We start from the raw sequence: 20,618 nt of genomic DNA, 5'->3' as shown, positions 1-20,618 counted from the left end.
TCACCCGGCCCGCCGACGACTGAGCCGGCCCCTCAAGCAGCCTCGGCGTCGGCCATGGCCAGCAGGTCCTGCGAGACCAGCCGCAGCAGCCGGGTGAACCGGGCCACGGGGACGAGGGGGATGAACACGCCCCGAGCCACCGCTTGTTCGACAGGCGTCACCCCCAGGGCCACGGCGAGGATGTCCTCGGGGCGGCCCCGGAACAGCACATGAGGGCGGCGGTCGCAGCCCAGCATCTCCCGCCGTGTCACGGCGGCCACGTTCCCGAGGCGGCGAGAACACGATCCACGCTTCTTGCACGGTCCAACTGGTGAGCACGATCTCGAAGCGCAACGACTCGCCGCCCAGGATGCGTACGAGGGCGTCGGACCGGTGCTGCAGGCGGGCCAAGAGCTCGCTCACGACCGAGCCGGGCTCGGTCTCGCAACGGGCAGCCAAGGTCTTCACGGCCTTCTTGGGGTCGGGGGTCACTGCGGTTAATTCCGGCGAAAGCAGGGTTGGTTCCGGTCCGAGCCGAAGTTTCCTCGGAGGACGGCACCGTGCCGTGCGAATGCACAAAGGGGGGAAACCCATGAGGGGTCGAACGACGAGGCGCGCCGCAGTGGCGTTGGCAGTAGGGGCGGGTCTCCTGGCCACGCCGGCCGCAGTCGGTCCGGCGAAGGCCGACTGCGTGTACTTGACGGCGTACGTCACGCGAGAAGCGGCTTCACCGACATACGTGAACAACGGCTGCGTGCCCCATACCAATACGCCGTGGCTGCACGACGTCACGCTGAGCCCGCGCTACACAGGCACAGGCCACCCGACGGGAACGCCGAACGGCTTCGTTGTGGACCTCCGCGTCCCTCTTCCCTAGCTCAGCGGGCGTGGTACCGAGCGGGCCACCATGCACACCGCGTCCGACGTACGGCCGGAACACTTGATCCCGACTTCGACTTGAAGGCTGCCGCCGACAGTGTCGTCCTGCCAGTGCACGGAGACCAAGCCCACCGTGCCGTTCGGGGTCACGGCGACATCGGCACTCCCGCCTGCGCTCGGAACGAGCGTGCGCCCGGGAGCCCCGGGGTCGGGCGGCATGGTGCCGGGTGGCTCGCTCGCCACGCCGCCGGTGCCCCCGAGGCTGCCCGCGCCAAAGGGCATGGGTACGTCGAGGCGCGGCGCGGCATCCGACGGGCTTCGGGTCGTGCCCGCATGGTCGCGCTGCGTGGCCGCCGAGCTGTCGATCGGCCCGGCTGCCAACAGGGCTACCGCGGTGGCCATGCCCACCACGACGCCGCCGATCAGTGCATCGGCGCCGGGCGCCATGGCCTGCACCCGGTCGCGGATGCGGCCGAGCAGGCGGCCGAAGGCGAAGGCGGCGAGTCCCGTGCGTTCGACGACGGAGGCGTAGCCCTGGCGGAAGCCGTTGCGGGCCCGGCAGATGGCCGACTTCAGCGCTTGGCGGGTCAGGCCCTCCTCGGCAGCCAGCGACTCGAACGCCCGTCCCTCGATCTCCCACCCCACCAACAGGCGCCGGTGCCGCGGTGTGAGGCCGTCGAGCGCCTGGGAAATGGCGCTGGCCTGCATCCGTCGCTCCAGCTCGAAGTGCGGGTCGGCGTAGGTAACTGCCCCGTCGTCGCGCAGGTCGACCACCGTCTCGGCGGGGTGGCGGCGACGGGCTTCCATGCACGCTCGCTTGGCGATGGTGACGAGCCAGGGCCACACCGGCCGCGACACGTCGAACCGGTGGCGGCTGCGGAACGCCCGCTCGAAGGTGTCCTGCACGGCGTCGTCGACGCAGGCGGGCGGGACCCGTGGCCGTACGAAGGCCCGGACCGCCGGCCCGTACTGGCGGAAGACCGCGTCCCAATCGAGCACCACGTCGTGATCCGGCCCAGTCGTCGTCACAGGGCACCTCCCCAGGTGCAGCCCCAGCGGGCGACACCGTCCCCCAATGAGGACACGCTACGGCCCACGCGGGCGTCGTTCAAGGGTTGGGCCGGACGCGAATGCCACGAACCCCCTCGGTAGGCCAGACTTTCGCCATGCCGAAGACCCGCTTGGCCCGCCGCGCGCTGGTGGGCCTCAACGTGGCGGTGGCGGTCGCCTTGGTAACGACCAGCAGCGTGTCGGCCTACGTGGCCTGGCGGCTGCGCCAGATCGACCGCGTCGACATCGACGGCGGCGCGCCGGAATCCGACCCGGGCGGCGCGGTGAACATCCTGGTGGTGGGCTCCGACTCGCGGGCGGTCGTCGACCCCTCGGAGCGCCGTGCGTTCGGCACCGAGGCCCAAGCGGGTGGCAAGCGCACCGACACCATCCTCGTCGTGCGGGTCGACCCCCGCGAGCGGCGCACGGCCATCCTGTCGATCCCTCGCGACCTGTGGGTGCCGATCATGGGAACGGGGTCGGTCAACCGCGTCAACGCCGCCTTCGCGGGCGGGCCCAAGCGGTTGGTGGCCACGGTGTCGAACGCCCTCGACATCCCCATCGACCACTACGTGGAGCTCGACTTCAAGACGTTCCGAAACGTCGTCGACTCGCTGTCGGGGGTCGACTACTACTTCGCCACCCCGGTGCGAGACCGCTACACGGGCCTCGACATCCGCACACCGGGGTGCGTGCACCTCGACGGCAATGCCGCCCTCGACCTGGTGCGCAGCCGCCACCACCTGACCTACCGCAACGGGCAATGGCAGGAAGACCCCCGACAGGACTTCGGGCGCATCGAGCGCCAGCAGCAGTTCATGCGACTGGTGCTGCGCAAGGCGCTGGTCGCCGCCCGCAACCCGCTCACCCTCAACTCCCTCTTCGCCGACGTGACCGCCGACCTCACCGTCGACGACGAGTTCGAGTTCGACGAGATGAGAGAGATGGCCACCCGCTTGCGGTCGCTGGCGCCCGAGGACGTCGAGATGCTGGCCGTGCCCGCCACCGCCGGGTGGGCGGGCAACGACTCCGTCGTCTACATCGACGAGCCTGCGGCCCGGCCCATCCTCGAGCGGTTCTCGGGCAGGCCGCCGACGGTACGGGCCGTCACCACCACGACCACCGCCCGCCGGGGCCGGTCGACGTCGACGACGGCCGCCACTGCGCCGCCGCCGACGACGACCACGACCGTGGCCTCGGCTGCCTGTTAGGTCAGGCGACCATGCGGCGCGTCATGCCGCGGGCGCCGCGGCGCTGACGGCCGACGAAGGCGTTCCACACCAGCAGCACGATCACCGCACCCACGGTGGCGCCGAAGAGGCGGACGCCGTTGGTGTCGTCGAACAGTGCCCGAGCCAGGAACCCGCCGACGAAACTGCCGACGACCCCGAGCACGATGGTGGCTATCAGGCCCATGGGGTCACGGCCTGGTACCAACAGCCGGGCCAGCAGCCCGGCAAACAGCCCGATGATCAACATCGCGATGAGACTCATTGGGTCACCTCCTGGGCCGCATGTACCCAACGGCGGCGTGACCTCACCCTGGACGCGACGAAGGGGCCGCACTTCGGCGGCCCCTTCGATCAAGTGGTGTCGCTCAGACGATGCGGACGTTGCCGGCCTGAAGGCCCTTCTGTCCACGGGTCACTTCGAACTCCACGCGCTGTCCCTCGGGAAGCTCGCGGTAGCCCTGCATCTGGATCGCGGTGTGGTGGACGAAGAGATCCTCGCCGCCCTCATCAGGGGTGATGAAACCGAAGCCCTTGGTGGCGTTGAACCACTTGACGGTACCGACTGCCATTTCGTTTTGCTCCTGTACTCCACGCAACAAACTCAGCGGGAGTCCTAACGGAGACCTGCGTCGGCAGCCGGCCGGCGTGGTCTGCGACCGGGCTACGAAGCCCAGGGTACGTCATTTGCGACAGATGTCACGCGATGGCCGCACTCGGGCGCGGCCGCACGCGCAAGGGAGCGGCCCCGTGGTGCCGGGCCGCTCCCTGGTACGACGCCTGATTCAGCGAGCCTGCTTGCGAGCCGCCTTAGCTTGGGCGGCGGCCTTACGCAGCCGCTGCGCCTCGTTCTCGGTGACGACGGCGGCTTCTTGCTTCTCCAATGCGGCGGCCTCGCCTTCGAGCTGCTCCAAGCGAGCCTCGCGGGCCTGCTTCTCGATGGCCGTCTCCACCTTGGCGGCGGACTTGCGCACCGCGGCCTTGCTCCGGGCGGCCTGCTCGTTGGCCTGGCGCTTCTCGGCCTGGCGCTTCTCCTCGGCCTGGCGGCGCTTCTGCTCGGCCGCCTGCTCGGCCTGGAGGCGGCGCTGCTCGGCCTGCTCCTGGCGGCGGCGGAACTCGGCGTCGGCTTCAGTCGAGCGGGCTTCCGCCTCGGCTTCGAGGCGGAGCGCCCGCTCCCGCTCGTCGGCGGCCACGCGACGGCGAGTGGCCTCGGCCCGCAACTCGTCGTCGCGCCAGATGCGCCCGGCCACGTCGCGGACGGCGGCGTCGGCCCGGTCGAGGGTCAGGCGTACGGCGCCACTGCGCTCGCCGTCACGGTCGAGCAACTCGACCGCCTTGTCGAGCGGGAACCGCACCGTCCGCAGATAGCGGTCGAGCGCGCTGCGCTGCATCGTCTTGATGTCCATGGTCACTGCACCTCCGGGTCGATGGCGTCGGCCACTGCCTCGGCACGACGCGCTTCTTCTGCCAATCGAGCGGCTTCCCGAGCGTCGTCCAACCGCTTGCGGGCCGCCTGCTCCTCCATCGTCTCTGCCGTCTGCTCGCCTGCCTGGCGCTGGGCCTCGGCCGCTGTTGCCTCGCGGGCAGCACGGGTTTCGGCTTCCTGCTCCTGCCGGCGCTGTTGCTGCTCGACCGCCTCTTCCTGGCGCTCGGCCGACACTTCGGCCTGGAGGCGCTTGCGCTCCAGCTCGACCTCGTCCTTGGACGCTTCCAGCTCCGCCTCGCGACGGCGCTGCTCGGCTTCGGCCTCGCGAACCTGGGCCTCGGCCTCGGCGTCGACCGACGCCTCCTGCAGCCGGCCTTCGCGCGCCAGGTCGTCGTCGCCGACGACCGTGCCGAACGCCGCCTTGGCTTTGCCCGCAACCTTGCCGAGGAGGCCGCCGGCCGTGCTCTCGGCTTCGTAGTCAGTCACTGTGCTTGCTTCCTCCGCAGTCGGTGGGTGTGTTCACAACTGTTACCCCTCTGCTAGCAAAAGTAAGCATCGGGTCGTGGCGACCCTTGACGGCTCGGGGTGCCGTTCGTACTGTCCGTCTTCCGCGAGACGAAGGAGGGCGAACGATGCCCGACAACGAGAACGACGCACCGGCCGACGACGAGGTCGAAGACCTGGCTCCCGAAGAAGGCGAAGCCACCGAGGTCACAGGCGGCGCTCGCGTCGCGTATCCCGGCTGACCACCACCCTGGGGGCTGACGCCGCCGCGTCGACGGCCGAGCCCCTCTTCCGCTGCGGTGCCACGGCGGTTGCCGTCGTCGTGGAGGAGGAGGGGGCGGGCGTGGTCGTCGACATCGGCGGCGACCTCGTGCTGGAGAGCAACTCGCTGCAGAAGCTGTCGACCGCGGGGGCGGTACTGCTCGACGCGGGACCGGGCTTGCGGTTCTGCACCTCGCTGCGCACGACGGGCGACGACCTCGTGTTCGTGGCGTCGGGCGACCCCACCTTCGGTGCCGACGACTTGGCGCGCCTGTGCGCCGCGGCGGCTGCCTCCGGGGTGAGGCAGGTGCGCTCGTTGGTGGTCGACGACACCCGCCACGACCGCCTGTGCTCCGTGCCCGGATGGAAGGACTACTACGTCCCCGGTTTCATGGGGCCGCTGTCGGCCTTCGTGCTCGACCGCAACCGGTACCGACGCGACGACGACTACGTGGCCGACCCGGTAGCCGCCAACGCGGTGCGGGTGGTCGACGCCTTGGGGGAGGCGGGGGTGGCGGTCGGCGGCGGGTGGCGCCTCGGCGTCGCACCGGCCGACGCCGTCGTGGTGGCCGAACACAGCTCGGCGCCTTGGGTGTCGATCGTGGCCGACATGGTGCGGGCGTCCGATTCGTTCACCGCCGAACTGCTCACCAAGGAACTGGGGGGCGGCACCACGGCAGGCGGGTTGGCGGCCGTCGATGCCGTCGCGGCACGACTCCGCGTTCCCCGTGCCGGCGGCACGACGAGCGCGGACGGTTCGGGACTGGCTGCGGCGACGACCGACACGGCGCGGCGCCAGGTGGCGTGGCTGCGGGCCATGGCGGGCACCGCCGTGGGCGACGCGTTCCGTCGCTGCCTGCCCGTGGCCGGTACCTCGGGCACGTTGGCGGCTCGGTTCCGCGGCACGGCAGCGGCAGGGGCGGTCCAGGCCAAGACCGGCACCCGGCGCCTGCACGGCACGGTGAACCTGGCGGGCTACGCCACCACCACATCGGGCCGTTCCTTGCGCTTCGCAGTGACGTTGACCGGCGCGCCTTCGCAGGCCGACGCCACGGCTGCCGTCGATGCCGCCGTGGTGGCGTTGGTCGAGCAATGACGCTCGCAGGCGAGGTCGCCGTCGCCTTGGCGCTGTCGATGGTCGGGCGGCCCTATGAGTACGGAGCGTCGGCCGTCGACACCAGCTCGTTCGACTGCTCCAGCTTGGTGCAGTGGGCGTGGGGGCTGGCCGGCGTGGCCCTCCCCCGCGCCTCCATCGACCAGTTGCAGGCGCTGCCGCCCTCGCCCATTGACGACCTGCAGGCAGGCGACCTCGTGTTCTACGACAACGCCCTGGCGAACGGGCCGCCGTACCGCGGGGTGAACCACGTCGTCATCTGGGTCGGTGACGGGCAGGTGGTGGAGGCCTCGTCGATCGGCGGCGGCGTGCGGGTGATCGCGCCGGCCGAGAAGGGCCGTCCTCTCGGCGTGCGCAGGCCCGGCGTCGCCGGCGAGGTGCCGCCGTGGCAATACGAGGTGCGGCGTGCCATCGGGCTGGCAGGCGGGTTGGTGCTCGAACGCAGCGGCCGCGTGGTCGGCGGCGCGGGCATCGAGGGGCGGGCCGCAGCGATCGTGGCCACGCCGTCGGGACTCGGCTATTGGGTCGCCTCGGCCGACGGACGGGTGGTGCCCTTCGGTGACGCCACGGCCTGCGGCGACGCACCCGCGCCGGTGGTGGCCATGGCCGCCACGCCGACCGGGCCGGGTTACTGGACGGTCGACTCCGGAGGGCGGGTGTCGGCCTTCGGGGACGCAGGCCACCACGGCGACGGCCGAGGCCCGGCCATGGCAATGGCCGCCACGCCGTCGGGCCTGGGGTACTGGGTGGCCCACGCCACCGGTTGCGTGTCCGCCCACGGCGACGCCCGCCAGTACGGAGGTCGAGCGGGGGCGACCGTGCCGGTGGTCGCCATGGCGGCGACGCCGTCGGGCCTGGGCTACTGGCTGGCCGACGCGGCGGGAGAAGTGTCGGCCTTCGGTGACGCCGAACCGGTGGGCGGCTGCCGCACCGAGGAACCGGTGGTGGCGATGGCGGTGTCCGACGACGGTTGCCGCCTGCTCGACGCGGGGGGCCGCATTTACGCCTGCGAACCAGCACGGGTGACCCCATGAGCGTGACGCCGGTGAACGCCGTCGCCTGGCCGTTTGCCGAGGGAGCCACCGCTGTCGTGGCCCGCGCTGCGGTCGACCGGGTACCCCTCTACGGCCGCGCCGGTGCGCCGTTGCCGTGGCGGTACCTCGACCACCCCGACGCCTTCGGCCTGCCGGTGGTGTTCCTCGTCGTCGGGTGCGACGGCGAGTGGCTCCGGGTGAAGGTGCCGTTGCGACCCAACGGGAGCACTGCGTGGGTGCGGGCCGACGACGTGCGGCTGACGGAGACGCGCTACCGGCTCGACGTCTCGGTGAGCGCCCGCCGTCTCACCCTGCGCTGGGGTGCACGGGTGGTGCTCGATGCGCCCGTCGCCGTCGGCAAGCCCCGCACGCCCACGCCGGTGGGCGATTTCTACGTCGAGAGCTCGGTCAAACGCGACGTGCCCGACCCGCTGTACGGCGTGTATGCCCTGGGGCTGTCGGGGTTCTCCGAGGTGCTCCACGACTTCAACGGCGGCGAAGGCCGGCTCGGCATCCACGGCACGGGCAGGCCCGACCTCATCGGCCGGGCGGTCACGGCCGGGTGCATCCGCCTGCGCGACGACCACGCCGAAGAGGTCTCCCGCCGCGTCCCCTTGGGCACGCCGGTGCGCATCCGCCCCTGAGCTACCGGGCTGGGGCTTCGTGGTCGAGCAGCCAGGCCTTGCGGTCGGTCCCCCACCCGTAGCCGGTGAGGGTGCCGCTCGCGCCGATCACCCGGTGGCACGGCACGATGATCGACACCGGGTTGCGGCCGTTGGCGGCCCCGACGGCACGGGCCGCTGTGGGACGGCCCAGGCGGCGGGCGATCTGGCCGTAGCTCGCTGTCTCGCCGTAGGGCACCTCGAGCAGCGCGTCCCACACCTGGCGCTGGAACGGCGAGCCGTGCAGTTCGATGCGCAGGTCGAACGTGCGCCGGGTGCCGGCGAAGTACTCGCCCAACTGCCGCCTGACGTCCTCGAAGGCGTCGTCGTCCTGTTTCCACTCCGAGGTGATGACGGCACACTTCTCGTGATCGGCCACGTAGAGCCCGTTGAGGACGTCGCCGTCGCCGACGAGGAGCAGGTCGCCGATGGGCGACGGCGTGCGGGTCCAGAGCGTCATCGGCATGGCTTGAGGATGACGCATGCCGGCGTCCGATGCCGGACAGATTCGGACAGCCTGTCAGCATGTCCGGATATGTCCGGCCCGACCGTGCCTCCTGTCGCTATACCGAGAGCATGAGCACGTTCTCGGCCGTCGTGACCACCGGCATCTACTGCCGGCCCGGGTGCCCGGCCAAGCCCAACCCGGCCAACGTGCGGTCCTTCGATTTGGCGGCAGCGGCCGAAGCCTCGGGGTTCCGGGCGTGCCTCCGCTGCCGGCCGTATCGTTCGCCGCAGCCCACGGAGCTGTCCGCTCCCGAACTCGTCTGCCGGGCCGTGCAACTGATCGTGGACGGGGCGCTCGACGGCGGCACGGAAACCGACCTCGGTGCCCGGCTCGGGATCTCGGCCCGCCACCTCAGGCGGCTGTTCGCGGAACACGTCGGCGTCACGCCCGACCAGTTGGCTCGGTCGCGGCGGGCGCACTTCGCCCGGCGGTTGCTCGACGACACCGACCTCACCGTCACCGACATCGCCTTCGCCGCCGGGTTCGGCAGCCTGCGCCAGCTCAACCGGGCGTGCCACGAGGTCTTCCGGGCGTCGCCCGGCGAGTTGCGCGCTCGTCGTCGGCGCGCCGACCGACTGGTGGCCGACGGCGGGCTCGTGCTCCGGCTCCCGTTCGACGGTCCCCTCGACTGGGAACGGCTGCTCGCCTACGCCGCGGCCCGAGCCATCCCCCATGTGGAGGACGTCGCCGACGGCGTGTACCGGCGCACGGTGGTGGTCGACGGCGACCCTGGCGTGCTGGAGATCAGCGAGGGCGGGCCCGACCACCTGTTGCTGCGAGCCCACCTGCCCTATTGGGACGGCTTGATCCACGTGGTCGAACGAGCTCGTCGCATCTTCGCCCTCGACGCGCCGCTCTCCGAGGCACTGCGTCACGTGGGCGACGACCCGGTCATCGCGCCGCTCGTGGCCGCCCGGCCAGGGTTGCGGGTGCCCGGCGCCTGGGACGCGTTCGAGATCGGCGTGCGCGCCATCGTCGGCCAACAGGTCAGCGTGGCGGGGGCCACGACGCTGGCCGGGCGACTGGTCGAACGGCTGGGCACGCCGGTGCCCGGCTTGCAGCAACTCGGCCTGACCCACACCTTCCCCACCGCAGAGGTGGTGGCCACCGGCGACCTCGACGGCTGCGGGCTCACCCGGGCGCGGGCGGCCGCGGTGCGGGCCTTCGCCGCCGCGGTCGCAGGCGGCGACGTGCGGCTCGACCGCAGCGTCGGTGTCGATCAACTGGTGGCCTCGCTCACCGAAGTGCGCGGCATCGGGCCGTGGACGGCGCAGTACATCGCCATGCGACTGGGCGAGCCCGACGCGCTGCCCGTCGGCGACCTGGGGCTGCGGCGGTCGTTGGCCCGGCTCACCGATGCACCGCTCGCCGAGGTGGCGGCCCGATGGTCGCCGTGGCGGGCGCTGGGCGCCGTGCATCTGTGGTTCGCCGACACGTGATTCCTCGTCGCCGAGGTGGGGGATTTCGCCCGTTTTTGTGCGATTGACCAGAGTCGCTTGACAGCGGCCAACTTCGGAACGAAAGTCTCGCCGCCCGGCCACCCGGGATCGTCCTGTGGGGCTGGGGTTGGGGGAAATCATGTTCAGCCGTCTTGGCAAGGTCGCGACCGCGTTCGGCGTGATCCTTGCACTCATCGTCCTGCCGACACCTGCGGCCGAGGCTCGTACCGACAACCGCAGCAAGCCCGTCGTGTACATCCACGGGTACAACGCCTTCGGCGACGGCACCGATTGCAACATGTGGTCGAACATGGACAACACGCTTCGGTCCTGGGGATTGACCGGCCCGAAGGTGACCGTCCGCTACTACAAGGGCGACGTCAACTGCACCCGCGCACTTGAGAACTACGGCACCGCCGGCGTCCACTACGACCCAGGCACCAACTCCTATGACCGCTACGTCCGCCTTGAACACCTCGGGTACGAACTGGCCTGGATGCTCTATCGGGAGTATTCGAGCAAGGGCGTGACCGTCGACATCGTGGCCCATTCCATGGGCGGCCTCATCGCCCGCTACGCCCTCGCCCAGACGGCCCGCCGCCACGCCGACTTCCCGCCGTACCTGTACGTCGAAGACACCGTCACCCTGGGCACGCCGCACTCGGGAACGGGTTGGGCGAGCTTCTGCTGGACCACCCAGTGCGAGCAGATGCGGCCCGGTTCCTCGTTCGTGAACTGGCTGGGGACCTACGCACCGAACCCGCAGGGCTCCGGTGGCACCGACTGGACGGCCGTGGGGTCGTACAACGACGAGATCGTGTCGGAGACATCGGCCGTGGCCATGAGCGCATCGCACAAGGTGCTGTACCACCCGAGCGCCGACGTGGTGCACAGCGATTACTACATCGACACCACCGATTCCCGGACCGCCGACGTCGACTACAACGACTACGGGGGCACCTGGTACGCCTGGTACGACGCCCCGTACGCGGTGCGGTGGAGCGACTACTCGCTGCTGTACGGCTCCTGGTAGCCGCCTGACTCGTGCCCGGGCCGGCCGTTGCGCCGGCCCGGGCATCGTCAGTCAGACGTCGGAACCCTCCGGCTCGTCCGCCGCCTCAGCCTGGGCCCGCGTCCACTTCAACTGGAACTCGATCTCTTCCTCGTCGTCCTCCCGCTCGTGCTCGATGCTGAACTCGGCGTGGCGCGGCACGAGGATGCGCTCGCCTGCAATCTGGATGCGGAACGGCTTGTCGGATTCCAGTGCGTCGGCGAGGCGTCGCAGCTTCGCCACTACTTCCGGGGTGCTGTACCCCTTCTCCACGTCACGGTCGTCGGCCATGTCGACGACTCTGCCACGTCTCAGCTGCGCATCAGCAGCGCAGGCATGGGAGTCGGATTCTCGTTGGCCATCGCGGCACGACAGAGCTGGGGCGGTGCGTCGGATGCGACGCCGCCGACGACAGCGTTGCCCCGGGTGTTCGCAGGCCTCTTCAACGGCACGAACACCACGGTCCCGGGAATGATGGACACAATAAGAACCTCACTGTCGACGACGGACACGTCGGACTGTCGCCGTAGGGCAAAGGGTCTCGGGTTCAACGCAGGGCAATCAGCCCTCGTGCACTCTGATGTCCGAGGTACCCTGATCGGCATGACGGACGCCGCGGTGCCGAACGATCCGGTCATCGTGTTGATCGAGGACGACGAGCCGACCCTGAGCTTCGAAGAGTGGTTGGCGCTGCTCGACGGCGACGAAGCGACCGAGGTTGACGTCGGCGCGGCAGAGATCCTCCGCGAGTTCCGCGAGCACGGCGAACGTTGACCTCGGTGGTGCTCGACGCCTCTGCGGGCGTCGAAATGCTCCTTCGTACGCCCGTCGGCCGCCGTCTTCGCGCAAAGCTCCCCGCGGATGCGCAGACGTGGGTGCCGGAGCTGTACTTCGTAGAAGTAGCGAGCGTGCTGCGCCGAGCGGAGCAACAGGGCACCCACGACGCGACACGAGTGCGGGTCGCGTTCGATCGCCTCCTCCGTGCTCCTGTTCGCCGCGTACAGGTCCGAGCGCTCCTTGCCGACGCATGGTTCCGTAGGCGCAACCTCACGATCGCGGACGGCGTCTACGTGGCCCTTGCCGATCACCTCGGCGCCACGCTGGTCACGACCGACCTGCGACTCGCCAACGCGCCAGGCCTTCCCGTCGTGACCCTCACCCCGTAGGACGACAAAGGTTCGCATTGTCTACAGCGAGTGGGCCGGGCAGGGATCGAACCTGCGACCGAAGGATTATGAGTCCCCTGCTCTGACCACTGAGCTACCGGCCCCGGACGCCCGCCGGTGCCGGGCGAAAGCTCCGGGGGAGAGACTCGAACTCTCAACAAACGGATTAACAGTCCGTTGCTCTGCCAATTGAGCTACCCCGGAACGACCCGAACGAGCTTCGCAGGTTAGCAGCGCTCGTGTCCCCTCCCGCCGGACGGGGTAGAACTGGCGCATGAGATTCCGCATGGGCGTGATGATCGGCTTCGGCACCGGCTACTACCTCGGCTCGATGGCGGGCCGTGAGCGGTACGAGCAGTTGAACCGCATGCTGCGCAAGGTGAAGCGCTCCGAGGCCTTCGACACCGCAACCGACAAGGCCAAGGCGGTCGTCGACCTCGGCGTGGAGCGTGCCCGCGACCTGGTGGACTCCAAGGTCGGCGGCGACGGGACGCCGGGCGACCCGACCCCCGACGTGGGCGTCGACGCCCACCTGCGCACAACCACCAACTGGTAGCGCCGCGTCGGTTCTGGTCCGGGAATCCCGCGCCAGAGCGCGGGATTCCCGGACCAGAACGACGAGCGGTTACTCCTCGTCGAGGTAGTCGCGCAGGCGCTGCGAGCGGATCGGGTGCCGCAGCTTGGCCAGCACCTTCGACTCGATCTGGCGGATCCGCTCGCGGGTCACGCCGAACTCCCGGCCGACCTCCTCGAGCGTGCGCACCTGCCCGTCGTCGAGCCCGAAGCGCAGCCGCACCACCTGCTGCTCACGCTCCGACAACTCCGACAGCGCCTGCTTGACCGCCTCGTTGAGCAGCGCCCGAGCGGCGGCGTCGGCGGGCATGACGGCGGACTGGTCCTCGATGACGTCGCCGAGGTTGAAGTCCTCCTCGTCGCCCATGGGCTGCTCCAGCGACACCGTGTCCTGCGCGATGCGCAGGATCTCGCGCACCCGCACCACCGGCATCTCCACCCGCACGGCCAGCTCCTCGACCGAGGGCTCCCGCCCGAACTCCTGCAGCAACTGGCGCTGCACCCGCCCCACCTTGTTGATCGTCTCCACCATGTGCACGGGGATGCGGATGGTGCGGGCCTGGTCGGCGATGGCCCGGGTGATGGCCTGGCGGATCCACCACGTCGCGTACGTCGAGAACTTGAAGCCCTTGGTGTAGTCGAACTTGTCGACCGCCCGCATGAGCCCGAGGTTCCCCTCCTGGATCAGGTCGAGGAACGCCATGCCCCGGTTGCGGTAGCGCTTGGCGATCGAGACCACCAGCCGCAGGTTGGCGTTGATGAGCTCCTTCTTGGCGGCCAACCCGTCGGCCACCACCCGCTCCTCGGGCCGCAGCCGCTCTCGGGGCACAGGGGCGTCGCCGTACTCGTCCTCCAAGGTGGCGATGCGCTCGGCGGCCCGCCACCCGGCCTCGATGCGTTGCGCCAGGCGGACCTCTTGGTCGCCCGCCAACAACGGCACCTTGCCGATCTCCTTGAGGTACATGCGCACCGGGTCAGCACCGGCACCGCTGACCCGGCCGTCCTCGGCGTCGCCCTCGGCCGCAGCGCGTGCCCGGCGCTTGGCCAAGGCGGCAGGCACCTTGGTGGGCGGCGGCGGCGTGGGGTCGACGTCGGAGGGGTCGATGGGCTCGGCCACCGCGTCGGCATCAGCGTCGACGTAGGTGATGCCTTCGCCCTTGACGCGGGCGACGACGGAATCGATGAGCTCGGGCGACAGCTCGACGGGCTTGAGCACTTCCATGAGGTCGTCAGGGGACAGCGAGCCGCGCTCCCGGCCCGCAGCCAGGAGTCGCCCGAACTCCTCTGCGGGAACGCCCTCCGGTGTGGAGAGCGTAGGGACCACCTCGTTCATGCCTTCCCCTTGCTTCTCTCGACCAGCCAGGCTACCAACCGGTCGGAGGCCTCGACGCGAGAAGTCGGCTCCCGCAGCTGCTCCAGTGTCAGCTTCAGCCAACTGACCACCGGGACCAGCTCGGCGAACCGGCTTTCGTCGGCACGAGAGGCCGAGTCCACCTCGGCCAGCACCCGCCGTCCGGCCCGATCGGCCAGCAGGGCGACCACGTCGTCGGGGTCGGCTTCGGTCTCCTCGACCGACAGCCGTTGCAGCAACGTGGCCGCCGCCGGGTCGGTGCTCTCGATGGCTTCGTGCAGCGTCGACGACGACGCCAGCGCCCGGAACGCGGCCACGTGCAGGTCGTCGAGGAACAGCACTTCCTCCAACCGCCCCACCACCGTCTCGGGGTGGTGCAGGGCCAGCCGCAACGCCTCGATCTCCGGGCCGTCGCGCCACGTCTCTCGCTGCTCGGCCACCACCGCCGGTCGCGCCGCCTGCCGGTTGCCTCGCGCCATCTCCCGTAACCGTTCCGGCTCGATGCGAGTGCGGTCGGCCACCTGCATGACGTACTGGTCGCGCACCAACTGGTTGGGGTGCTCGGCGATGACGGCCAGCGCCGCCTGCGCCGTGCGGGCCCGACCTTCGACCGTTCGCAGGTCGGCCGCGGCCAGCACCCGTTCCAAGCGGAACGACAGGAACGGACGGGCGTTCTCGACCGCGGCCTTCAACGCCGCCGGGTCCTCGCGCGCCACGTCGCCCGGGTCGGCCCCGGCCGGCAGGTCGGCCACCGCGATGTCGACCTCGTAGCGCTGCTCCCACTCGTAGAAGCGCTCGGCCGCCGCTTGGCCGGCGGCATCGGCGTCGTAGGCCAGCACCACTCGACGGGCGAAGTTCTTGAGCATGCGGAAGTGCTCGTCGGCCAACGCCGTGCCGCAGGTTGCCACCGCCCGCGGCAAGCCTGCCGTGAAGAAGCCGATGACGTCGGTGTAGCCCTCGCACACCACCACCTCGCCCGCTTCCACCACGTCGGTCTTGGCCCAGTTCAAGGCGTAGAGCGTGCGGCTCTTGGAGTACAGCGGCGTCTCCGGCGAGTTCTTGTACTTGGGCCCCTCTCCCCCGGGCAGGATGCGCCCGCCGAAGGCCACCGGCTTCCCCGACGCATCGAAGATCGGGAACATGATGCGCCCCCGGAAGGCATCGGTCTGGCGGCTGTAGCGGTTGAGGAAGCCGAGGCCGGTGTCCTGCAGCACGTCGTCGGGCAGCTTCAGCGCCGAGCACAAGGCGTGCCATTCGTCGGGCGCCCAGCCGATGCGGAAGGCGCGCACTGTCTCGCCGCCGTAGCCACGCGACCGCAGGTAGCCCCGCGCCGCAGCGGCGTCGGGCGACGCCAGCAAGCGCTCGTGGTACCAGTCGACGGCGCGCTCCATGGCCTCGATCAAGCGGGCCCGCCGCTGGCGGTCCTTGCCTTCGGCGGCGTCGTCGTAGCGCAGTTGGATGTTGGCCCGCGCCGCCAGCCGCTCCACCGCCTCGGCGAAGTCGAGGTGTTCGACCTCGCGCACGAAGGTGATGACGTCGCCCTTGGCCTGGCAGCCGAAGCAGTAGTACAAGCCCTCCTCGGCGTTGACGGAGAACGACGGCGACTTCTCGGCGTGGAACGGGCACAGGCCCACGTAGCGCCGCCCCACCCGCCGCAGGGCGATGTGCTCGCTCGCCACCTGGACGAAGTCGGTAGCGGCCCGCACCCGAGCCACGTCCTCGGCGACGATGCCCATCAGAGGTGCCGGCCGAACCAGTCGAGGATGATCTCCAACCGTTCGATGCGGTGCTTGGGCGAACCGCTGCGCGACAGCTCGTGGCCCTCGCCGGGGAAGCGCACAAACTCGACGGGCTTGCCCAACGCCCGCAGCGCCACCCACAGCTCCTCGGCCTGGCTGATCGGGCAGCGGTAGTCCTCTTCGGAATGGAGGATCAGCATCGGCGTGTCGATGTCGCGCACGTAGGTGATGGGCGACTGCCGAAGGTATTCCTCGGGGTCGTCGAGGTGGGTGGGGCCGACCCAGCGTCGGAACCACGAGGCAATGTCGGACGCGTGCTCACTGTTGAGCAGGTTGTTGACCGCCCGCTCCGAGCACGCCGCCTTGAACCGGTGGTCGTGGCCCACGATCCACGTCGTCATGTAACCGCCGTAGGAGCCGCCGAGCACTCCCAAACGCCCCGGGTCGACGAAGTCGAAGCGGGCCACCGCTTCGTCGATCACGGCGATGAGGTCTTCGAAGTCGACGCTGCCCCACCCCGACCCCGGGAAGGGCTCGGCCTTGGGCCCTCGGATGGCGTGGGCCCACGCGTCGCCGTAGCCGGCCGAGCCACGCGGGTTGGCGTAGACGACCGCGTACCCGGCGCCCGCTTGCACCTGGAACTCGTCGAAGAACCGGTTGCCGTACTGGGTGAACGGGCCACCGTGGATGTTCAGGAGGGTCGGGTGCCGCTCCCCCGCTACTGCACCAACCGGGCGCATGACCCACGCGTCGACCTGGGTGCCGTCGGCCGACGTGGCCGTGAACCGCTCCGGCTCCGACAGTGCAACCTCCTGGGTGAGGGCACGCCCGATGGTGGTGAGCCGGCGCTCGTCGCTGAACAGCTCGACCTGTTCGGTGGCGGTGGTGGCGCAGTAGGCGATCGCCCCGCCCCTCGCGTCGAAGCCGGTGACCACCCGTTCGCCGGCGACGACCGGCTCGGTGTTGCGGTACAGGTGGGCGTTGCCCCGGTCTTCCAGCAGGAACAGGACGTCGTCGCCGTCCCACACCGGTTCGCGATGGCCGGAGGGCGGCGCGCAGTTGCGGTCGAGCTCGGCGGTGAGCATGGTGACCTCGCCACCGGCCACCTCGGCCACGCCGACGTGCGAGTTGGCCGCACCGAGGCGAGGGTCGTAAGCGAGGAAGGCGATGCGCTCGCCGTCGGGCGACCACGATGGTGCGCTACAGGACAGCACGGTGTCGGTAAGCCGCCGGGGCTCGCCGCCCGCCGCGTCGACCACCCACAGGTCGACAGCCCAGTCGAGGTCCCAGTCGGGATGCCGGGCCGAGGTGAACGCGAAACGGGTGCCGTCGGGCGACCAGGCGAAGCCCGTCTCCTCATAGTCGCCGTCGAGCACCTGCCGCGGCGAGGCCGAGCCGTCGACGGGCACCACGAACAGCCGCCGCTTGCGGTCGAACGTCCACCCCGCCCCGTCGACGCGGGCGAACAAGTGGCCGACCCGCCGCGCCGGTTGGTCCTTGGCCTTGGCGCTCGCGTACTGGCGCTCGTCGCGCCGGCGGGCCAGGAAGGCGAGGTGGGTGCCGTCGGGCGACCACGCCACCTCCTCGATCTCCTCGGGCCAGGTGACGACGGTGCTCACCTCGCCCGCGCCGAGGGGGATGGCGTGCAGCGTGCAACCTTCGTCGTCGCGGTGCGACGTGAAGGCCAGCACCCAGCCGTCGGGCGCCCACCGGGGACGGCCGTCGCGGCCCGCGCCCGAGGTGAACGGGCGAGGCGCCATCGAGCCGTCGAGCGGGCCCAGCCAGATGCGGCTGCGGTACTCGTTGGCCTCGACGTCGACGTGCACCACGGCGAAGGCGACCTGCTCGCCGTCGGGCGACACGCGAGGGTCGCCGACCGTGACGAGTCGCCCCACGTCGGCGGGGCGCAGGCCTGCCATCAGCCGCGCGCTCCACCCGTGAAGCTCCACGAGGCGAGGTGGATGCTCGGCACCCAGGTAGCGCCGTTGACCAGGATCCCGTCGTTGCCGATGCCGCGCACCTGCCCGGGGCCGAGGGCGTCGACGAACGACTGGGTGAAGCGCATGTTCGCCACCGCTCCCACCACCCGGCCGTGCTCGACGAGGAAGGTGCCGTTGCGGGTGAGGCCGGTCACCACCAAGGTCTTGGGGTCGAGCACGCGGGTGTAGTTCAACTCGGTGACGATGAGCCCTCGCTCCATGCCCGCCACCAAGTCGGCAGCGGACGCTTCGCCCGGCCGCAAAAACACGTTGCTCGCAACGGGCCCTTCACCGCCGCCGTTGGCATGCCCCGTGCTCTCCGCTTCCATCTTGCGAGCGCTGCGACGGTCGTGCACGACCGCTTCGGTGACGCCGTTGCGCACGAGGACCAGTGGGCGCTTCGGGGTGCCTTCAGCATCGAAGCACAGGCCGACGGCGCGCCGGTCGGTTACGTCGTCGACGAGGGTGATGCGCTCGTCGAACTGCTGCTCGCCGATGCGGGCGAACGACTGCTCCTCCACGAACGCCTTGCCGTTGAGGCCGTAGTACGCCAGGAACTCGACGACGTCGGCCACGGCCACCGGCGACAGCACCACCTCGTAGTCGCCCGGCTCGATGTCGCGGGGGTCGACCGCCCTGCGGGCGCGGTCGACGGCGAGGGAACCGATGACGTCGCCGTCGAGGTCGCCGAGGCGACTGCTGGAGCGATGGGCGCTGCCCGCCGAGGTCGTCGTTTGATGGATGCCGTCGACGATCGCCTCGGTCACCCGGGCCGCGGCCCGCTGGCCCGCGGTGTTGCCGAAGGCAACGGCAGTGCCCGACGTGGAGCAGTAGCCCGCCGCCTTCAGGTCGCGCGCCGCGTACACGAAGTCGCGCGCCACCGCGGCGCGTTCGTCGGGCGCCGCGTGGTCGGTGGCTTCGTCGTAGGAAGCGGTGGCGGGCACGGGCGCAGGCGGTGCCAGCCCGGGCCAGTCGGGATCCACGGGACGCAACTGCGCGGCGGCGATGGTGTCGTCGACCAGGCGGCGGAGGGCGTCGGTGCGGGTGGTAGCGGCCGAGGCCAAGCGCCCTTCGACCGCCACCAACAGGTCGATGCGCCGCACCTGCTCGCCCACGTTCTGGTGGATGAACGAGTTGGCGAAACGGGTCAACGACGAGGCGCCGACGGTGGCGGTCACCGCCGCCTCGGCGCGGCCGTCTACGAGTTGCAGCACGGCGTCGCACAGTTCCATGGGCTCGGTCAATGCACCCCAACCCTCACGTTGCGGAAGCGGGCGGGCACCGCCGGGTGGCCGGTGTGGCCGATCTGCAGAGGCTGGCCCTTGCCGCAGTTGGGCGTGCCCCACAGCACCCATTCGTCGCGGTTGCCGAGGCGGTCGAGCGAACCCCAGAACTGGGGCGTGATGCCGGTGTAGGTGGGGTTGCGCAGCATGCGGCCCAAGCGCCCGTCCTTGACCTCCCAGGCAATCTCGCAACCGAACTGGAAGTTGAGGCGCCGGTCGTCGATCGACCACGAGCGGTTGGTGGCCATGTAGATGCCGTGGTCGGTATCGGCGATCATCTCGTCGAGCGACGACTCCCCCGGCTCCAGGCCGACGTTCGTCATGCGGACCATGGGCAGGCGGTTGAACCCGTCGGCCCGCATCATGCCGCCCGGAGCCAGGCCCGCCAGCGCAGCCGACGTGCGCCCCGAGAGCACGCCGACCCACACGCCGTCGCGCACGATGTCGACCGCCTGGGCGGGCGTGCCCTCGTCGTCGTAGCCGAAGGTGCCGAGGGCGCCGACCAGGGTGGCATCGGCGGTGATGTTCATGAGCTCGGAGCCGTAGCGGAACGAACCAAGCGTGGAGAGGTCGAGGAACGACGTTCCCGCGAAGGCGGCCTCCCAGCCGAGGATGCGGTCGAGCTCTGTGGCATGGCCCACCGATTCGTGGATCTGCAACGCCACCTGGCTGCTTTCCAGGATGACGTCGCACACCCCGGCCGGGCACTGCGGCGCGCGCAGCAAGGCGACGGCTTCTTCGGCGATGCGGGGCGCATGGCCGAGCAGGTCGAAGCGGCGGATGACCTCGTAGCCACCCGTCTCCCACTGGCCGAACGACTGCGGGTAGGAGCGGCGCTGCGTCTCCGTCTCGCCCACCGCGGTGGCGTCGATCCAGCCGCCCGACTCCACGATGTGCTGGGAGATGCGGTGGCCCTGGCTCGACACGAACCACTTGTCGATGTCGAAAAAGCCCATCGCCGCCCGCGACAGGGCCACGCCGTCGACCTCGCCCATGAGGCGGGTGGCCTCCACCAACAGGTCGGCCTGCTCGGAGAGCGACACGGCCAGCGGGTCCTCGACGTGGGGCGTCTCGTAGTGGTCCTCCAATGCGTCGCCCACGGCCAGCGACAGTGGCCGGGTGGCCACGCTGGCCGAAGCACGGGCGATGGCCGCGGCCGTCTCGCCCGCCCGGCGTGCGGCGGCGATGTCGAGGTCGGGGGTGGCGTAGAACCCCCACGACGAGCCGATGAGGGCGCGCACGCCCACGCCCGCCGACTCCTCCTGTTGGAGCCCTTCGACCACTTGGTCCTGGGCCAGGAGCCTGCGGGTGCGGCTCACCATGACGCGCGCGTCGGCGTAGGTCGCTCCCGCCGCGAGCGCTCCTTCCACCGCCGCCTGCGCGTAGTCGAA

General features: G+C 70.6%; 23 protein-coding genes and 2 tRNA genes. 9 read left to right on the top strand and 16 right to left on the bottom strand.

Annotated features, from left to right (window positions below; translation table 11 throughout):
* Positions 1-32 precede the first annotated feature (32 nt).
* Positions 33-251 (bottom strand): hypothetical protein, encoded by a 219-nt coding sequence (locus VM938_03010; GenBank protein HVF73994.1) that lies wholly within the window; start codon positions 249-251, stop codon positions 33-35.
* Between the two features lie 601 nt (positions 252-852).
* Complete coding sequence (locus VM938_03005; GenBank protein HVF73993.1) at positions 853-1,887, bottom strand: sigma-70 family RNA polymerase sigma factor; 1,035 nt, start codon at positions 1,885-1,887, stop codon at positions 853-855.
* Positions 1,888-2,024: 137 nt separating this feature from the next.
* Between VM938_03005 and VM938_03000 the strand changes: the two genes are divergently transcribed.
* Entirely contained in the window at positions 2,025-3,119 is a 1,095-nt protein-coding gene (locus VM938_03000; GenBank protein HVF73992.1) for an LCP family protein, read from the top strand.
* A gap of 1 nt (position 3,120) precedes the next feature.
* Here the strand turns inward: VM938_03000 and VM938_02995 are convergent, their stop codons facing one another.
* The 4 genes from VM938_02995 to VM938_02980 all read right to left on the bottom strand — a co-directional run bounded on the left by VM938_02995 (position 3,121) and on the right by VM938_02980 (position 5,049).
* Positions 3,121-3,402, bottom strand: a complete 282-nt coding sequence (locus VM938_02995) for a GlsB/YeaQ/YmgE family stress response membrane protein (GenBank protein HVF73991.1) — start codon at positions 3,400-3,402, stop codon at positions 3,121-3,123.
* Between the two features lie 103 nt (positions 3,403-3,505).
* Positions 3,506-3,709 (bottom strand): cold-shock protein, encoded by a 204-nt coding sequence (locus VM938_02990; GenBank protein ID HVF73990.1) that lies wholly within the window; start codon positions 3,707-3,709, stop codon positions 3,506-3,508.
* Between the two features lie 213 nt (positions 3,710-3,922).
* Positions 3,923-4,543, bottom strand: coding sequence for a hypothetical protein (locus VM938_02985; GenBank protein ID HVF73989.1), 621 nt, complete (start codon positions 4,541-4,543; stop codon positions 3,923-3,925).
* Positions 4,544-4,545: 2 nt separating this feature from the next.
* Entirely contained in the window at positions 4,546-5,049 is a 504-nt protein-coding gene (locus VM938_02980) for a hypothetical protein (protein HVF73988.1), read from the bottom strand.
* A gap of 256 nt (positions 5,050-5,305) precedes the next feature.
* Between VM938_02980 and VM938_02975 the strand changes: the two genes are divergently transcribed.
* From VM938_02975 to VM938_02965, 3 genes are read left to right on the top strand one after another with little or no spacing between them, the layout of a single operon-like run.
* Positions 5,306-6,424, top strand: a complete 1,119-nt coding sequence (locus VM938_02975; GenBank protein ID HVF73987.1) for a D-alanyl-D-alanine carboxypeptidase — start codon at positions 5,306-5,308, stop codon at positions 6,422-6,424.
* Positions 6,421-7,476: a C40 family peptidase gene (locus tag VM938_02970; protein HVF73986.1), complete on the top strand. Its 1,056-nt coding sequence runs from the start codon at positions 6,421-6,423 to the stop codon at positions 7,474-7,476. The genes VM938_02975 and VM938_02970 overlap by 4 nt, the downstream gene beginning before the upstream one ends.
* Positions 7,473-8,120, top strand: coding sequence for a L,D-transpeptidase (locus tag VM938_02965; protein ID HVF73985.1), 648 nt, complete (start codon positions 7,473-7,475; stop codon positions 8,118-8,120). Before VM938_02970 ends, VM938_02965 begins: the two co-directional genes overlap by 4 nt.
* A 1-nt stretch (position 8,121) precedes the next feature.
* Here VM938_02965 and VM938_02960 read toward each other — a convergent pair whose 3' ends face one another.
* Positions 8,122-8,598: a methylated-DNA--[protein]-cysteine S-methyltransferase gene (locus VM938_02960; GenBank protein ID HVF73984.1), complete on the bottom strand. Its 477-nt coding sequence runs from the start codon at positions 8,596-8,598 to the stop codon at positions 8,122-8,124.
* A gap of 116 nt (positions 8,599-8,714) precedes the next feature.
* On the opposite strand from VM938_02960, the gene VM938_02955 reads away from it, so the two are divergent.
* Positions 8,715-10,085, top strand: coding sequence for an AlkA N-terminal domain-containing protein (locus VM938_02955; protein HVF73983.1), 1,371 nt, complete (start codon positions 8,715-8,717; stop codon positions 10,083-10,085).
* Positions 10,086-10,263: 178 nt separating this feature from the next.
* Positions 10,264-11,118 carry a hypothetical protein gene (locus VM938_02950; GenBank protein HVF73982.1) on the top strand — a complete coding sequence of 285 codons (855 nt, stop codon included), beginning with the start codon at positions 10,264-10,266 and terminating at the stop codon, positions 11,116-11,118.
* 51 nt (positions 11,119-11,169) lie between these two features.
* On the opposite strand, the gene VM938_02945 is transcribed toward VM938_02950, so the two are convergent.
* Positions 11,170-11,427, bottom strand: a complete 258-nt coding sequence (locus VM938_02945; GenBank protein ID HVF73981.1) for an amphi-Trp domain-containing protein — start codon at positions 11,425-11,427, stop codon at positions 11,170-11,172.
* Between the two features lie 20 nt (positions 11,428-11,447).
* Positions 11,448-11,648, bottom strand: a complete 201-nt coding sequence (locus VM938_02940) for a hypothetical protein (GenBank protein ID HVF73980.1) — start codon at positions 11,646-11,648, stop codon at positions 11,448-11,450.
* 91 nt (positions 11,649-11,739) lie between these two features.
* On the opposite strand from VM938_02940, the gene VM938_02935 reads away from it, so the two are divergent.
* Both VM938_02935 and VM938_02930 read left to right on the top strand, forming a co-directional pair.
* The gene (locus VM938_02935; protein HVF73979.1) at positions 11,740-11,910 is read left to right on the top strand and encodes a hypothetical protein; all 171 of its coding nucleotides are present in this window, start codon (positions 11,740-11,742) and stop codon (positions 11,908-11,910) included.
* 5 nt (positions 11,911-11,915) lie between these two features.
* Positions 11,916-12,302: a type II toxin-antitoxin system VapC family toxin gene (locus tag VM938_02930; protein ID HVF73978.1), complete on the top strand. Its 387-nt coding sequence runs from the start codon at positions 11,916-11,918 to the stop codon at positions 12,300-12,302.
* Positions 12,303-12,333: 31 nt separating this feature from the next.
* On the opposite strand, the gene VM938_02925 is transcribed toward VM938_02930, so the two are convergent.
* Positions 12,334-12,406, bottom strand: a tRNA-Ile gene (locus VM938_02925).
* 27 nt (positions 12,407-12,433) lie between these two features.
* Positions 12,434-12,506, bottom strand: a tRNA-Asn gene (locus VM938_02920).
* 70 nt (positions 12,507-12,576) lie between these two features.
* Here VM938_02920 and VM938_02915 point away from each other — a divergent pair.
* Entirely contained in the window at positions 12,577-12,858 is a 282-nt protein-coding gene (locus VM938_02915) for a hypothetical protein (protein ID HVF73977.1), read from the top strand.
* A gap of 69 nt (positions 12,859-12,927) precedes the next feature.
* Here VM938_02915 and rpoD read toward each other — a convergent pair whose 3' ends face one another.
* The 5 genes from rpoD to VM938_02890 are packed head-to-tail and all read right to left on the bottom strand — an operon-like array spanning position 12,928 to position 20,597.
* Positions 12,928-14,208, bottom strand: a complete 1,281-nt coding sequence (rpoD, locus tag VM938_02910) for an RNA polymerase sigma factor RpoD (protein HVF73976.1) — start codon at positions 14,206-14,208, stop codon at positions 12,928-12,930.
* Positions 14,205-15,962 carry a DNA primase gene (gene dnaG / locus VM938_02905; GenBank protein HVF73975.1) on the bottom strand — a complete coding sequence of 586 codons (1,758 nt, stop codon included), beginning with the start codon at positions 15,960-15,962 and terminating at the stop codon, positions 14,205-14,207. Before dnaG ends, rpoD begins: the two co-directional genes overlap by 4 nt.
* A complete protein-coding gene (locus VM938_02900) occupies positions 15,962-17,884 on the bottom strand; it encodes a S9 family peptidase (protein ID HVF73974.1) in 1,923 nt (640 codons plus the stop codon). Before VM938_02900 ends, dnaG begins: the two co-directional genes overlap by 1 nt.
* Positions 17,884-19,188: a TldD/PmbA family protein gene (locus VM938_02895; protein HVF73973.1), complete on the bottom strand. Its 1,305-nt coding sequence runs from the start codon at positions 19,186-19,188 to the stop codon at positions 17,884-17,886. The genes VM938_02900 and VM938_02895 overlap by 1 nt, the downstream gene beginning before the upstream one ends.
* Positions 19,185-20,597, bottom strand: a complete 1,413-nt coding sequence (locus VM938_02890; protein HVF73972.1) for a TldD/PmbA family protein — start codon at positions 20,595-20,597, stop codon at positions 19,185-19,187. Before VM938_02890 ends, VM938_02895 begins: the two co-directional genes overlap by 4 nt.
* Between the last annotated feature and the right edge of the window lie 21 nt (positions 20,598-20,618).

The sequence above is a fragment of the Acidimicrobiales bacterium genome (assembly GCA_035536915.1).
Classification (GTDB): Bacteria; Actinomycetota; Acidimicrobiia; order Acidimicrobiales; family JAHWLA01; genus JAHWLA01.
The sequence above is the reverse complement of the archived record's forward strand: the minus strand, read 5'-3'. Positions and strand labels throughout refer to the sequence as shown.